The sequence below is a fragment of the Faunimonas pinastri genome (assembly GCF_900110915.1).
In the GTDB taxonomy this organism is placed as follows: domain Bacteria; phylum Pseudomonadota; class Alphaproteobacteria; order Rhizobiales; family Afifellaceae; genus Faunimonas; species Faunimonas pinastri.
This window is the reverse complement of record NZ_FOFG01000012.1, coordinates 109,262-122,733: the sequence shown is the minus strand read 5'-3', so window position 1 is coordinate 122,733 and position 13,472 is coordinate 109,262. Positions and strand designations below refer to the sequence as shown.

The window sequence follows — 13,472 nt, the reverse complement described above, 5'->3', positions numbered from 1 at the left end:
GCGCACAGGTTGAACCCCGGTCGCCCCCAATCCATTTACTTCGGCATGAGTGCCACATCTGCTTCCCGAGCTGAACTCTTTACCCGCGCCGGCGACCCCTCGGCCGCCAGCCGTCGCGCGCGGCTCCTGCGTCGGATGGAGGTGATGGAGTTCTGGCTCGACCGCCGCTTCCGCATACCGATCGCCGGCATTCATATCGGGCTCGATGGCCTGCTCGGCCTCATCCCGGTCGTGGGCGATGGGGCGGGCGCGCTGATCTCGCTCTGGCTGGTTTGGGAAGCGCACCGCATGGGCGCCGATGGCTGGACCAAGGGGCGCATGCTTCTGAACATCCTGATCGATTTCTTCATCGGCTCTGTGCCGGTGGTCGGCGACATCGCGGACTTCCTGTTCAAGTCCAATACGCTGAACATGCGGCTGCTGCGCCGCCACCTTGCGGAAATGGAAGAGCGGGATTGGCAGCCGCTACGCTGATCCTGCGCTCATCCGCGCCCTAGAAGCGCTCCATCTCTCGCTTCACCCGTTGAAGGAAGCGCTCGCGCCTGGCCTCGTCAGCACGGTTCATGTCGTGCAGCGCGAGGTAGCGGACGGGGCTGAAGGGTTTGATGCGCACCCGCATTGAGCGCATCATGATGCGCCTGGGCGGATCGCCCATCAGCAGCGTCCGCCAGCGGTCGCCGCCATAGGTGGTGACGGCCGCGAGCTTGCGGATGTTCTGAAGGTTCGGCACTGCCTTGCCGTTTTCCATGCGGAAGGAAACGCCGGGCAGGAAGACGCGGTCGATGAAGCCCTTGAGGATTGCGGGGAAACCGTAGTTCCAGACAGGATGCACGAAAACCAGCGCCTCGGCCGCCAGCAGCCGCTGAACGTAACCCTCCACCGGCGCCCGGTTTTCCGGCTCGTCATGATAGTGGGCCCGCTCCTCCGCCGAGAGGACGGGGTCGAATTTTTCGGCATAGAGATCGCAATCGTCCACCTCGTGCCCGGCGCGCGTTAGCGCCTCCACCACGGTGCGGTGCAGCGCGGCGCTGAAGCTGTCGGAGAGCGGATGGGCGAAAAGGACGAGGACACGCATGGCAGGACCGGTAAAAAGATCCGCTTGGCGGGATCGGTTACAGTCCATCGAGCAACAAGCGTGCCATGCGCCGGGCCTTGGCAAGCTGGTCCGTCTTTTGCATCCGGAATGGGCAGCGTGCTGGTCCGACAGCCTGAGCCAAGAGGAAATGAATTGTCGATGATCGATTGGAAGGCGTTTGCACAGGAACTAGGCGATATTCCGTTCTCCGACGATCCCGTCCGGGTGAAGCGTCGCAGCCGTGATTTCTACTGGTACAGCCCTGTTCTGAAGCCGCAGCTCGACAATGTCTCCGGCGATCTCCTGGTCACCCCCCGCAGCGAAGAGGAAGTCATCCGGGTCGCCTCTCTCTGTGCGAAATATCGCGCGCCCATCACGATCCGTGGCGGCGGCACCGGCAATTACGGGCAGGCCATGCCGCTGAAGGGCGGCGTCGTGCTCGACATCACCGAGCTGAACCGCGTCATCCGTCTTGAGAAGGGCGTTCTTCGCGTGCAGGCGGGGGCGAAGATGAACGCCATCGACGCCGAAACGCGGCCGCAAGGCTGGGAACTGCGCATGTATCCCTCCACCAAGCGGACCGCCACGATCGGCGGCTTCGTCTGCGGCGGCAGCGGCGGCATCGGCTCCGTCGGCTATGGCGGCCTGCGCGAGACCGGCAATGTCATCGCGGCGCGCGTCGTCACCGTGGAGCTGGAGCCGCGGATCATCGAGCTGCGCGGCGAGGAGTGCAACAAGATCAACCGCACCTTCGGCACGACCGGCATCGTGACGGAGCTGGAAATTCCCATGGCGCCGGCGCTTCCCTGGCGCGATCTGGTGATCTCGTTCGCCGAATTCGGCAAGGCGGCGGAATTCGGCCAGGCGCTGGCTTCCGCCAGCGGCGTGGAGAAGAAGCTCGTATCGGTCATCGACTGGCCGCTGCCGCGCTATTTCCAGCCGCTGCAGAAGGCGCTGATCCCGGAGCAGCCGATCGTCATCGCCATGGTGGCGGAAAGCGGCATGCAGGCCCTGCACGATCTCTGCCGGCAGTTCGGTGGCACGATCGTCTTCGAACAGGACCCGGTGGAAGCGGAAGCGACGCCCGCCACCACGCCGCTCTTCGAATATACCTGGAACCACACGACGCTGCAGATCCTGAAGGCCGATCGCAGCGTGACCTATCTGCAGAGCATGTTCCCGCCCGGGCGCAATCTGGAGCTCGTGCAGGCCATGCGCGAGCGCTTCGGCGACGAGGTGATCATGCACATGGAGTTCTTGCTCTTCGACGGCAAGCTCACCAATTCCGCGCTGCAGGTCGTCCGCTATACGACGGAGGAGCGGCTGAACGAGATCATGGACGAGCACGAGGCGAACGGCATCTTCATCGCCAATCCGCATGTCTATACGCTGGAAGACGGTAGCCGCCATAAGCGCGTTCCGGGCGACCAGATGGGCTTCAAGGCGGAGGTCGATCCCTTTGGCCTCCTCAATCCCGGCAAGATGCGGAGCTACGTGCCGGTCGCATGACCCATGCGGCTGCCGGGAGGGGGAGGGGGCGGAACCTTCGTTCCCCGCCCGGCATTCCCTGCCTTACCGACACCCAAGCGGTCGCATCCGGATCGCGGACAAACCGCACTTGCGATCGATAAGTCGGAAGCTCGAAACGGGGAACGCCAATGGTAGCCGCAACTCTTTCCGGAGACGATGCCGAGACGGCCGTCGCCTTCACGGCACTCGGTGTATGCTTTGCGAAGTCGCTGACGGATAACGGCCGATCGCGCGGCGCGCTGGACCGGCTGAGGCGCGACGCCGATGCGCTTCTTGCCCAGCTTCGCCTCCTGGACGGGCAACGCGCGGCGCTGTTGTTCAGCGGATTTGTCGAGGCGCTGAAGGACGACGATCTTTTCTCCTGACCATACATTTTGGCGTGCGGCGGATCTTTTGCCGGCTCCGAGAGTTGAGGGCTGGCTGGCTGGTGGGGCGAGTGCAACCGTGTCGTTAGTCGCGGGCTTTGCGATCTTCTGAGCGAGGATGGCGAAGTCTCAGAAGGTCGTGCCTCTTGATTCAGATCCCACGTTACCGGGCTTCCGAAAAATCTCTCCCGGACAGCGTCTATCTCCAGCTTGTCCAGCTTCTCTACAAGGCGATCTTCCCCGTCACCCTCGTCGGAATGCTCCTGGTTTGCATCGGGACGGTGATCGGTGTGCGGGAGCATGACCCCGTCGTCGACGCGCTCGTGGCGTTCGGCGGGCTGGTCTCCCTCGTACGTGTGCTTCTCGTCCTCCACTTCCGGAAGATGTTGACGAACGAGACCTGCCGCGAGAAGGCGGCGCGTCTGCAGCGCTTCTATGGTTACGGGAGCTATGTTTTCGCCGCGACGGTGGGCCTGCTCGGCCTTCGCGTCTTCGCGGCCGGGGACGTTACCAGCCACATGCTGTTTACCGGCCTGATCTTCGGCTATGCCGCCGGGGTCGTCGCCCGTCTTTCCATCCGGCCGGTGATATGTATCACCACTCTTTCGCTGGCGAGCGCGCCGGCCGTTATGGCCTGTCTGCTCGACTTCAATTTCTTCTACATCGTCCATGGACTGCTGCTCACGGCCTTCTGGCTCGGCAGCCTGGAGACGGTGGACTACAATTATCATCTCGTGGTCGACCAGATCGCCATCAAGGAAGAGATGGCCGATCTGGCGCGTCTCGATCCCCTGACGGAGTTGCCGAACCGGTTCTCTGCACGGGAACGTCTGTCCAGCGAACTCGGCGGAATGCGGCGCGGCGGCGCGATGCTGGCGCTGCATTATCTGGATTTCGATCATTTCAAGCCGGTGAACGACCGCTTCGGTCATCCCGTCGGCGATCTGGTGCTTCGCGCGGCGGCACAGCGCATCTCCGGTCTGCTGAGGGATGGCGACATGGTCGCCCGCCTCGGTGGCGACGAGTTCATGGTGCTGCAGTTCAATGTGGGCCACCAGGATCAAGCGGAAATGCTGGCGCGGCGGATCATCCAGGCCATCGCCGCTCCGTTCGGCGTCGAGGGACACGAGATCTCGATCGGGGCCAGCGTCGGCATCGCCCTCGCACCCAAGGATGGCGGCGAACTGAAGATCCTGCTGGAGCACGCCGACACCGCGCTCTACGTCGCCAAGCGGAGCGGGCGGGGCAAGTTCGCCTTCTACGAGCCCGCCAAGTTCCGGATAGAAGGATCGCCCGCCCGTTCGCTTTCGCGGTGACCTCGTGACCCTGTTCCGTTGGAGCTGGTGACCGTGTTGGGACACCTTCCCCGAAAAGATCTGCGCGAACGGGAAGGCAATAGACCCAGGAACAGGCCCGGAAACGGGCAAAGAAAAACCCCGCCGGAAACCGGCGGGGTTTTTCTTTTCGAGTCAGTCGCTTCGCTTACGGAGCGACGCAGCGGTGACGCAGACCGTCGCTGCCGAGATAGGTGCCGCTGTTGGGGTCGAACGACCGGTAACGCTGCGAGCAATACGAGACGTAACCGGACACATCCGTGCCGCGATCGCGGTTAGCCTGGCCCGCGATGATGGCGCCAGCAGCAAGGCCGACCGCGCCGGCCGCTACGGCCGCACCCGCGTCGCCATGATGACGATGATGGCGACGCCAGTCGTCATCCCGGTCCCAGTGGCCGCGGGGCGGCGGGGGCGGGCCACCACGCCAGTCGTTGCCATAATACTGAACCTGCTGGACAGGGGCGCTCACGCCGGCATCGCCGCCCATGGAAGCCATGCCCGCGTAGGCGGGGGCAAAAGCCGTTGCGGTGAGAGCCATCGCAGCAGCAAGGCCGGCTGTCATTGTTTTACGCATGACGCTTTCCTGCATCCGTTTCTTCTGTATGGAGAATGGAATAGCAGGGAAAAGGTTCACGTGTGAACGTGACGGGTTCCTGTTCAGGTAAATGTTTCAGCCTGTTCCAGCCCGCGCTCGGAATACCCGGTGGGAGAACGACGTTGAGCCGTCATTTCTTGATCGTTGCCGGTCTGCTGGCCCTTAGCCTCGTGGGCTGCCAGGCCGTGCAGGACGCCGATGCGCCTCCGGCCTCGACGACCACGCAGGTGGGCGACACCACGATCACCGTCGGGGGCGCGGTCGGTGTGGACGCGCGTTTCGGCGGGCGCTGACGGAAAGAAAACTCTCAACGGCCCGGTGCGGCGCCACCCGGCCAGTTGCCGCTCTCCATCTTCGCCTTCAAGGTGGCCGCGAGGCGCTGCACGACGGATTGCGGCAGCGACACTTCGGTCAGCCTCCAGAGCAAGCCCCGCCGTCTCAGGACAAGCGATCCCCAGTCCTCCTGCTTGGAACTGACGCCCAGCGTCACCTCGAACTTCACCGGCGAGACGAGGCCCCAGCCGTGGATGTAGCGCAGCGGATTGGACGGGAGGCTCACGGCGTGCGTTGCGGAGGGGTCGGCCGGCGCGAAGTTTTCCGGAATCTGGCCTTTGGCGATCAGCTGCTCGATGAAATCCGGCGTCACGATGCCCGCGAGCTGCTGGTCGACATAGCTGGTGCTGGCATTCAGCGCGAGCTGGCGCTCGAAGCCCTTGAGGTGCCGTCCGACCTTGGTGATCCGGCTGCCCTCGTTCAGGGCCTGGTAGACGATGGAGCGGCGCACGGCGGGAACGTCGATCCGCGCCAGCGCCGCGTTCGTGTCACCGGAATGGATGGCGCTGGCGAGCTGGTAGAGCCCCAGGAAGGGCCAGGCGACATAGGCGGCGATCACGAGAACCGCCGCCACGATCACGATAATGAGGCTTCGCATCGAAACTCCTCGACCTCCGGGGATCAAGGGTCCGCATAGCCCGCGATCTCTGATCCTCACACTGCGGAGGCCGTTTCCTCCGTGCCGCCTGAAGGCGGTTCGTGGCGCTCGGGTTCTTCCGAAAGGAAGTCGCCGAAGGCATTCAGAACCCCGATATGGGTGCAGAAGATCTTGACGGCAACCATCAGCGGCACCGCCATCAGCATGCCGACAAGGCCCCAGAGCCACCCCCAGAAAGCGACCGCCAGAAACACGGAAACGGCATTCATTTCAAGCCGCCGGCCGAGAATCATGGGCGTCAGGAACTGGCCCTCCACGGTGACGCAGAGGAGATAGAAGCCTGGGCCGTAGAGCGCATGCGTCAGCGTGTCCGTGCTCACCAGCGACACGGCGCCGACCGTCACGATGCCCATCACCGGCCCCACGTAGGGAATGTAGTTGAGCACCGTCGCCAGCACGCCCCAGAGCATGGGGGTGGGAATGCCGATGAGCCAGAGCCCGGCCCCCACAACGATGCCGAGCGAAATGTTGATGACGGTGATGGTGAAGAGATAGCGGGAAAGCTCGCGCTCGATGTCGTGGGCGATCCTGAGCGCCGTCTTCTTGTCCTTCAGCGACGGCATGGCGCGGACGAGCTTCATGTAGAACATGTCGCCGGAAGCCAGAAGGAACAGGAGCAGGAAAAAGGCGAACATGAACTTGGCGACGATGTCAGGCGCATAGGCCACCGCACTGTTGGTCAGCGCAGGCGTCTTGACCACCACCTCCTGCGCCGCGCCCTTGGGACCGCTGGCAATCTCCTCCAGCTGCTGGCTGGCGTGCTGCAGCCGCTCGATGGGCCCGCGCAGCCGGCTCAGCTTGTTCTGCACCTCTGCGCCCAGCGTCGGCACCTTGTGGAGCCAGTCGCCGATGGGGCCGCTCAGGAAGTAGGCGCCGAGAAAGAGGACGATGATCGCGATCGCCACCAGCACGATGGCCGTCAGCGATTCCGGCACCTTGCGGCGGGCGAAGAACCGGACGACGGGGCTGAGCACCAGTGCCAGCAGGAAGGCGAGAAGCACCGGGACGATGAAGCCCTTGGCCACATACAGCGTCGCGCCGACCGCAAGGATGAAGAGGCCGATCACCGGCCATCTCGGGAACGAGCTCGATCGGTGCCCGCGCTCTTCCGCCGCTACGGCTCCTGCCTCGCGCGATCGCGCCAGTTCGTTCATCAGAGTAGTTCCCCGGGAAAGATGCGGAAACGTGGCCGAGGCCGGTCCGTTCCTCTCCTTTCCAAGGGAAAAAGATGGCGGCTATTCGGCCGCCACGTCCCATTGCTCGGGCCGCAGCTCCAGGATCTCGCAATTGTCGAGCCAGCGCCCGGTCAGGTGGAAGAAGAACGTGCCGTGGCCGACCACGGCGATTGTCTGCTCCGGCCGCCCCTGAAGGACGATTCGGAACTGCGCGAGACGCGCCTGCAGCGCTTCCAGCGGCTCCACGCAGATGCCGCGCTCGTCCGGCTCGCCTTCGGCGTGCCACCAGACGTCCGGCAGGTGGTCGAGCGAGAAGGCCGGATGCTCCGGGGCCAGCTCGGCCGGGGAACGGCCGACATCGCAGCTGCTTTCCAGCCGCTCGCGATGCAGCGCCTCCACCAGATAACGCGGCCCTGAGGGATGCCCGTCGAAGATGCCATGCGTCGTCTGCAAGGCGCGGGTTAGGGGTGAGGTCACGACCAGCTCGACGGGGATGTCGCGCATGGCCTCGCGCGCCCGCCGGACCTGCTGGTGGCCGAGTTCGGTCAGCGGCGCATCGAAATGCAGGGGGTCCACGCCGGTTTCGGCGGACGCGGCATTGAAGGTCGACTGGCCGTGACGGATGCAGAGGATACGTTTCAAGGCGGGATTCCGAAGGGCTGGAGGGGAGGGCGACGCACAATATCGCAGCGCCGTGCGATGTCCATGACGGCGGTCGCTCCGGTCTAGGCCGTCAGCTGGATCGGCCCCGGCCCATAGCGCGTCAGCCGTTCCGGCGGCGAGCCCACCAGCACGGTCTCGCTGACCGCCACACCGGCGGCGGAGGCGTACATATGGAAGACCATGCCGGTCTCCAGCCGCCAGTCGCTGCCGGGATGGAACGAGAGGGAGAAGTCGCTCGGTCGCGGCGTACGGCCGTAGAGGCCGAGGGTGTAGCCGGTGACGTTGAGGTAATCCGGCCGCAGGCCTTCCGCCAGCACCGCGTCGCGGAGCACGGCGTCGACATCGCGGGCCGGAGCGCCCGGAACCATCGCCTCGATCTGCCGAGCCTGGATGGCGGTCAGCCGCCGGGTGACGCGCTCGGCGTCGCCGCAATCGCCGAGAAGGATCGGCCGCATCAGCCGGGCGCTGTAGTTCCCGACCTTGGGCGTCAGCTCCACATGCAGCACGTCGCCGGGGCCGAGCACCACGCCGAGGCCTTGCGCATGCAGGAATTCGCTGTCGCCGCGCGCCCGCAGCATCGGCCCGGGACCGCCTTCGTCCGAGCCTTCCCGAAGCGAGGCCGCGGCGGCGATCGCGGCGGCGTCGCGCACCCGCATCCCCGCCTTCACCTCCCGGGCAAGCTCCGCCATGACGCGGTCGGCAATGCCCGATGCACGGCGAAGGAGGTCGATCTCGTGTGCGTCCTTGACGGCGCGCAGGCGATCGGACACTGGGCCGACATCGACGAAAGCGGCAGCCGGAAGCGCGGCCCGGAGCCGCGTCGCCGTGTGTTCGGTGAAGCCGTAGGAGCGGGCGTCCACGCCGAGGCGGCCGTCCGCCAGCCCGCGCCGGCGCAGCGCTTCGGCGACGACCGCGTAGGGGTCCTCGTCATCGGCATAGCCGGTCACGTCGGCGAACCAGACCGCGGCGCGGCAGGGCGGAGCGTCCAGCGCGCGGAGCACGAAGAGGGGCTCGCCCTCCAGCGGCACGATCGCCGCGCGGTACATCGTTTCCGAAACGGTGTAGCCGGTGATCCAGGCCAGCAGCTCCGCATGATCGACCAGCATGGCCGCGCAGCCCTGCGCCTTCAGCACGGCCCGGAGCGCCGCCAGCCGGGGCGCGAAGATCCCGCTCATGCCGTTTCGCAGATATCGAGGATGGTGAGGAGATAGATCCGCACCATGTCCAGGAAATCCGGAATATCGACGCGTTCGTCGGGCATGGTGTTGTAGCGTCCGCCCGGACCGCAGACGATGCCTTCCATGCCGCCGATGGCGAGGAGATGGCCGGCATCGGTGCCGTAATAGCCGGGCGGGGTGACCGCGCCGGTCGGCTGCTCGGTGCCGCGCACGCGCCGGTAGGCTTCGTTGATGGTGGTCACGATACGGCTGTCGCGCTTCACCTCGAAGGGCGGCATCGTCTGCCGGCCCTGCAGCCGCTCCGGCGTCAGCACGGTTTTCAGGCCCGGGAAGCGCTTCTCGAGGGCGTCGAGTTCCGCCTGCATGTCGGCCAGCGCCGCTTCCTCGTTCTGGCCGGGAGCGTAGCGGCCGGAGCCGGAAAGCTTCACGTAATCGGACACCTGGGCCGGGCGCCATTCCTCGAAGGCACGGCTGAGCGCGCCGCGCACCACGCCGACATGGACGCGGTTGATCTTCTCGTGCTCCGGCGACAGCGCGCCGCTGAACTTCATCGCGTTCAGCCGGGGGATCAGGTCGCAGGCCGCCATGATGGCGTCCACCGCTTCCTCGCGCTTGGAGAGGTGACGGGTGTTGCCGATCAGCTCGATGATGAAGGTAAAGGCCGCGGCGTGCATCGTCATGGCTTCGAGGTCGGTCGGCTCGGAATTGACGAAGTAATCCGCCCGCAGGCCCTGCCGCATCAGCGCGGCGGTGCCGACGCCGCCTTGCAGTTCGCCCACCACGAAGGTGAGGATCACGTCGCCCTTCAGCTTCACGCCGGCATCGACCAGTGTCTTCACCGCGCAGAAATAGGCGGCGTCACCGGCCTTCATGTTGGAAACGCCGATGCCGTAGATGAACTTGTCGTCGATCTTTCCTTCCCAGGGATCGACGGTCCAGCCTTCGGTGACCGGGTTGGTGTCGACATGGCCGTTGAAGAGCAGGCTCTTGCCGCCGCCCGTGCCCTTGAGACGGCCGACCGCGTTGACCCGCTCGCCTTCCACCGGCGTCAGCTCCGCATCCAGGCCGAGCTTGCGCATCTCCTCGGCCATGAAGCTCGCGAGCACGCGCTCGCCTTCGGTCTGGCTGTAGCTCTTGTGCTGCACCATGCGGCTCAGGAAGGCGAGGCATGCCTTCTCGTCGATGGAGCCGAGGAGTTCTTCGTGGGTCATGGGATCAACCGTTGGAAACGAGACTGGAAGACGCGGCCATCAGCTCGCGCGTATAGGGATGGGTGGAGGCGGCGCCGACATCCTCGGCGTTGAGGAGGTCCACCAGTTCGCCACCGCGGATGACGGCGAGGCGGTGGGCGATCTGGCGCACGAGGTTTAGATCGTGCGTGATGAACATGTAGGCCGTGCCATGGGCGCGCCGGAGTTCCAGCAGCAATTCGATGATGGAGGCCTGCACCGACACGTCGAGCGGCGCCGTGATCTCGTCGCAGATCACCAGCCTCGGCCGTGCGGCAAAGGCGCGGGCGATGGCGACGCGCTGCTTCTGGCCGCCGGAAAGCTGGTGCGGATAGCGCCGCGCAAAGTCGGCCGGCAGCCGCACCTGCTCCAGAAGCTTCGGCACGTCCTTCACGTCGCCGCCATAGAGACGCAGCGGCCGTTGCAGGATTTCGCCGATGGTCTGGCGCGGATTGAGCGAGGCGTCCGGGTGCTGGAAGACGATCTGGATGCCGGCGCGGTACTGCCGGTCCATCTGGCGTTCGTGCTCGACCCAGCGGCCGTCGTAGAGGATGCGGCCGGTGAAGCGGTTGATGCCGGTGATCGCCTTGGCGAGCGTCGACTTGCCCGAACCGGACTCGCCGACGAGGCCCAGGATCTCGCCCTTGCCGATGGACAGGCTGATGCCGCGATTGCCGGCGACGCGTTTGTCGCGGAAGAGCCGCTTGCGGCCATAGGTGACGGCGATGTCTTCCGCCGTCAGCAGCGGTTCGCCCCCGGCGGGTTGGTCGTCCACCAGCCGATGCTCGGGCGTCGGCACGGCGGCGACGAGGCGCTTCGTATAATCGGCCTGCGGCGCGGTGAAGATGCGGCGTGCGTCCCCCTGTTCGACGATGTGGCCACGGTCCAGCACCGCCACGCGGTCGGCCACCTTCTGCACCAGCGCCAGGTCGTGGGAGATATAGAGGCCGCCCACGCCGGTCTCGTCGCGGAGACGCCGGAAGAGCTCGAGGATGCGGTTGCCGGTGATGACGTCGAGCGCCGTCGTCGGCTCGTCGAAGATCACGAGTTCCGGCCGGCAAGCAAAGGCGGTGGCGATGCCGACGCGCTGCTTCTCGCCGCCGGAGGCCTCGTGCGGATAGCGGGCCATCAGCGCTTCGGGGTCGCGCAACTCCACCCGGCGCAGGGCCTCGACGGCCTCGCGGTGCGCCTCGGCCCGACCCATGCCGCGGTGCTGCTTCAGCACTTCCACGATCTGCCGACCGAGCGTCAGCGTCGGGTTCAGCGAAGTCGCGGGATCCTGGAACACCATGCCGATGCGCCCGCCCCGGACTTCGAGGAGCTTGGCCGGGCCCATCGCCCGCAGGTCGTCGCCGCGCAGGCGGATGGTCCCGCCATCCTCGCGCGCATTGGAAGGCAGCGCCCGCATGATCGCCCAGGCGAGCGAACTCTTGCCGGAGCCGGATTCGCCGACGAGGCCGAGGACCTCGCCCTCGCCGACGGCCAGGTCGATGGCGGAGAGAACGGTCGTTTCCGTGCCGCGCGTGCGATAGGCGAGCGAGTAGTTCGCGATGTCGAGGAGCGCCGTCACGTCTCGTTCCTCGGGTTCATGGCGTCGCGGAGACCGTCGCCCAGAAGGTTGAAGCCGATGGCCGCGACCGCGATGGCGGCGCCCGGCGCGATGATCATCCACGGCGCCTGATGCAGGTAGACGCGCGCGTCGGAGATCATCAGGCCCCAGTCTGAGGCGGGCGGCTGCGCGCCGAGGCCGAGGAAGGAAAGCGTCGCGAACAACATGATGGCGAAGGCGACGCGGATCGTCGATTCCACCACGACCGGCGCGGTGACGTTGGGCAGCATCTCACGGAACACGATCCACGCGCCGCTCTCGCCGCGTGCGACCGCGGCGTTGACGTAGTCCATGCGCCGCGCGGTCAGCGCCACGCTGCGGGTGATGCGCGTCATGCCGGGCGCGAAGGCGACGGCGATGGCGAGCATGGCGTTGAGGTCGCCCTTGCCGAGCGTGCTGACGACGAGAAGCGCCAGCAGCAGGCCGGGGATCGCCATGACCGCGTCGACCGTGCGCATGATGAACTCGTCCGCCCGGCCGCCGAGATAGGCGGAAAGCGTGCCGAGCAGGGCGCCTGCCAGCGTGCCGGCGAGCGTCGCGCCCACGGCCATGGGGATGGTGGTGCGCGCGCCGGTGAGGATGCGGCTGAAGACGTCGCGGCCGAGCTGGTCGCCGCCCAGCCAGTGCGCCGCGCCGGGTTTGGCGAAGCGGCCCATGAAGTCCATCTTCTCCGGGTTGACCGGCGCGATGGAAGGTCCGAACAGGACCACGAGGACGAGCAGCAGGATCAGGACCAGCCCGGCCAGTCCCTGCGGCGTGCGGATGAGCCGCGCGAAGGTGTCAGTCATACTGGATACGCCTGTCGAGAAGGGCGCAGACCATGTCCGCGATGAGGTTGGCGACCGCGTAGGTCGCCGCCATGATCAGCGCGCCGGCCTGAATGGCGGGCAGGTCGCGTGACTCGATCGCCACGATGAGCTGTCGCCCGATGCCGGGAAGGGCGAAGATCTCCTCCACCACGATGATGCCGCCCAGGACGTAGCCGACGTCCAGCGCCACGATGGTGACGACGGGGATCAGCGCGTTGCGGAGCGCATGGCGAACCAGCACCACCCGTTCCGGCAGGCCCTTCAGCCGCGCCGCGCGCACATAGTCGCTGTGGAGGACGTCCACCATCTCCGAGCGCACCATGCGGGAAACGTGGGCGACCAGCACCAGCGACACCGTGAGCACGGGCAGCACGAGGTGCTTCAGCCCCTCGATCGGGTGCTCGGCCAGCGGCACGTAGCCGGTGGCGGGCAGAAGCTGCAGCCAGTCGGCCAGAACGATCAGGAGCACCGTCGCCGTCACGAATTCCGGCACGGAAACGCCGAGATAGGAGATCAGCCCGACGCCGACATCGGCGGCGCGGCCGCGACGCAGCGCCGCCAGGATGCCGAGCGGCACGGCGATGACCAGCATCAAGGCCAGCGACAGGACCGTCAGGATCAGCGAGCGGCCGAGCGCGGTGAACATCATGGGGCCGACCGGCTGGCCGGTACGGATCGACGTGCCGAAATCGCCATGGAGCACGCCGCCCAGCCAATGGGCGAACTGCACCAGCACCGGCTGGTCCAGCCCCAGCTTCACGCGGAGCGCGGCGAGCGCCGCCGGCGTCGCGTTCTCGCCCAGCACCGACTGGGCGGCGTCACCCGGGAGGACCTGGGTGATGCCGAACACGACGACGGACACGATCAGCAGCGTATAGACGATCAGCGCCAGCCGCTTGAGGAACCAGGACAGCGACAA

At 66.3% G+C, this 13,472-nt stretch carries 15 protein-coding genes; 5 read left to right on the top strand and 10 right to left on the bottom strand.

What is annotated here, in order from left to right; all coding sequences use genetic code 11:
* Window positions 1-45 precede the first annotated feature (45 nt).
* On the top strand, window positions 46-474 hold the full coding sequence (locus tag BMY25_RS15320) for a DUF4112 domain-containing protein (RefSeq protein WP_092498082.1): 429 nt from the start codon (window positions 46-48) through the stop codon (window positions 472-474).
* A gap of 19 nt (window positions 475-493) precedes the next feature.
* Here the strand turns inward: BMY25_RS15320 and BMY25_RS15315 are convergent, their stop codons facing one another.
* Window positions 494-1,075 carry an NAD(P)H-dependent oxidoreductase gene (locus tag BMY25_RS15315; protein WP_092498080.1) on the bottom strand — a complete coding sequence of 194 codons (582 nt, stop codon included), beginning with the start codon at window positions 1,073-1,075 and terminating at the stop codon, window positions 494-496.
* Window positions 1,076-1,234: 159 nt separating this feature from the next.
* On the opposite strand from BMY25_RS15315, the gene BMY25_RS15310 reads away from it, so the two are divergent.
* From BMY25_RS15310 to BMY25_RS15300, 3 genes are all read left to right on the top strand, one after another.
* On the top strand, window positions 1,235-2,584 hold the full coding sequence (locus BMY25_RS15310) for an FAD-binding oxidoreductase (protein ID WP_092498078.1): 1,350 nt from the start codon (window positions 1,235-1,237) through the stop codon (window positions 2,582-2,584).
* Window positions 2,585-2,733: 149 nt separating this feature from the next.
* Complete coding sequence (locus BMY25_RS15305) at window positions 2,734-2,970, top strand: hypothetical protein (RefSeq protein WP_092498076.1); 237 nt, start codon at window positions 2,734-2,736, stop codon at window positions 2,968-2,970.
* Between the two features lie 146 nt (window positions 2,971-3,116).
* Complete coding sequence (locus BMY25_RS15300; protein WP_092498074.1) at window positions 3,117-4,286, top strand: GGDEF domain-containing protein; 1,170 nt, start codon at window positions 3,117-3,119, stop codon at window positions 4,284-4,286.
* Between the two features lie 166 nt (window positions 4,287-4,452).
* Here BMY25_RS15300 and BMY25_RS15295 read toward each other — a convergent pair whose 3' ends face one another.
* On the bottom strand, window positions 4,453-4,878 hold the full coding sequence (locus BMY25_RS15295; RefSeq protein WP_238858366.1) for a BA14K family protein: 426 nt from the start codon (window positions 4,876-4,878) through the stop codon (window positions 4,453-4,455).
* Window positions 4,879-5,021: 143 nt separating this feature from the next.
* On the opposite strand from BMY25_RS15295, the gene BMY25_RS20860 reads away from it, so the two are divergent.
* Complete coding sequence (locus BMY25_RS20860) at window positions 5,022-5,192, top strand: hypothetical protein (RefSeq protein ID WP_177176882.1); 171 nt, start codon at window positions 5,022-5,024, stop codon at window positions 5,190-5,192.
* A gap of 14 nt (window positions 5,193-5,206) precedes the next feature.
* On the opposite strand, the gene BMY25_RS15290 is transcribed toward BMY25_RS20860, so the two are convergent.
* From BMY25_RS15290 to BMY25_RS15255, 8 genes are all read right to left on the bottom strand, one after another.
* Window positions 5,207-5,830 (bottom strand): DUF2939 domain-containing protein, encoded by a 624-nt coding sequence (locus tag BMY25_RS15290; RefSeq protein ID WP_092498070.1) that lies wholly within the window; start codon window positions 5,828-5,830, stop codon window positions 5,207-5,209.
* A gap of 56 nt (window positions 5,831-5,886) precedes the next feature.
* Window positions 5,887-7,044: an AI-2E family transporter gene (locus tag BMY25_RS15285; RefSeq protein ID WP_238858365.1), complete on the bottom strand. Its 1,158-nt coding sequence runs from the start codon at window positions 7,042-7,044 to the stop codon at window positions 5,887-5,889.
* 81 nt (window positions 7,045-7,125) lie between these two features.
* Window positions 7,126-7,707, bottom strand: a complete 582-nt coding sequence (locus BMY25_RS15280; protein WP_346432150.1) for a histidine phosphatase family protein — start codon at window positions 7,705-7,707, stop codon at window positions 7,126-7,128.
* An 83-nt stretch (window positions 7,708-7,790) separates the two neighbouring features.
* Entirely contained in the window at window positions 7,791-8,903 is a 1,113-nt protein-coding gene (locus BMY25_RS15275; protein ID WP_092498066.1) for a M24 family metallopeptidase, read from the bottom strand.
* The gene (locus BMY25_RS15270) at window positions 8,900-10,117 is read right to left on the bottom strand and encodes a M20 family metallopeptidase (protein WP_092498064.1); all 1,218 of its coding nucleotides are present in this window, start codon (window positions 10,115-10,117) and stop codon (window positions 8,900-8,902) included. The genes BMY25_RS15275 and BMY25_RS15270 overlap by 4 nt, the downstream gene beginning before the upstream one ends.
* A gap of 4 nt (window positions 10,118-10,121) precedes the next feature.
* Window positions 10,122-11,705: an ATP-binding cassette domain-containing protein gene (locus tag BMY25_RS15265; protein ID WP_092498063.1), complete on the bottom strand. Its 1,584-nt coding sequence runs from the start codon at window positions 11,703-11,705 to the stop codon at window positions 10,122-10,124.
* Window positions 11,702-12,532: an ABC transporter permease gene (locus tag BMY25_RS15260; protein ID WP_092498061.1), complete on the bottom strand. Its 831-nt coding sequence runs from the start codon at window positions 12,530-12,532 to the stop codon at window positions 11,702-11,704. Before BMY25_RS15260 ends, BMY25_RS15265 begins: the two co-directional genes overlap by 4 nt.
* Complete coding sequence (locus tag BMY25_RS15255) at window positions 12,525-13,472, bottom strand: ABC transporter permease (RefSeq protein ID WP_092498059.1); 948 nt, start codon at window positions 13,470-13,472, stop codon at window positions 12,525-12,527. Before BMY25_RS15255 ends, BMY25_RS15260 begins: the two co-directional genes overlap by 8 nt.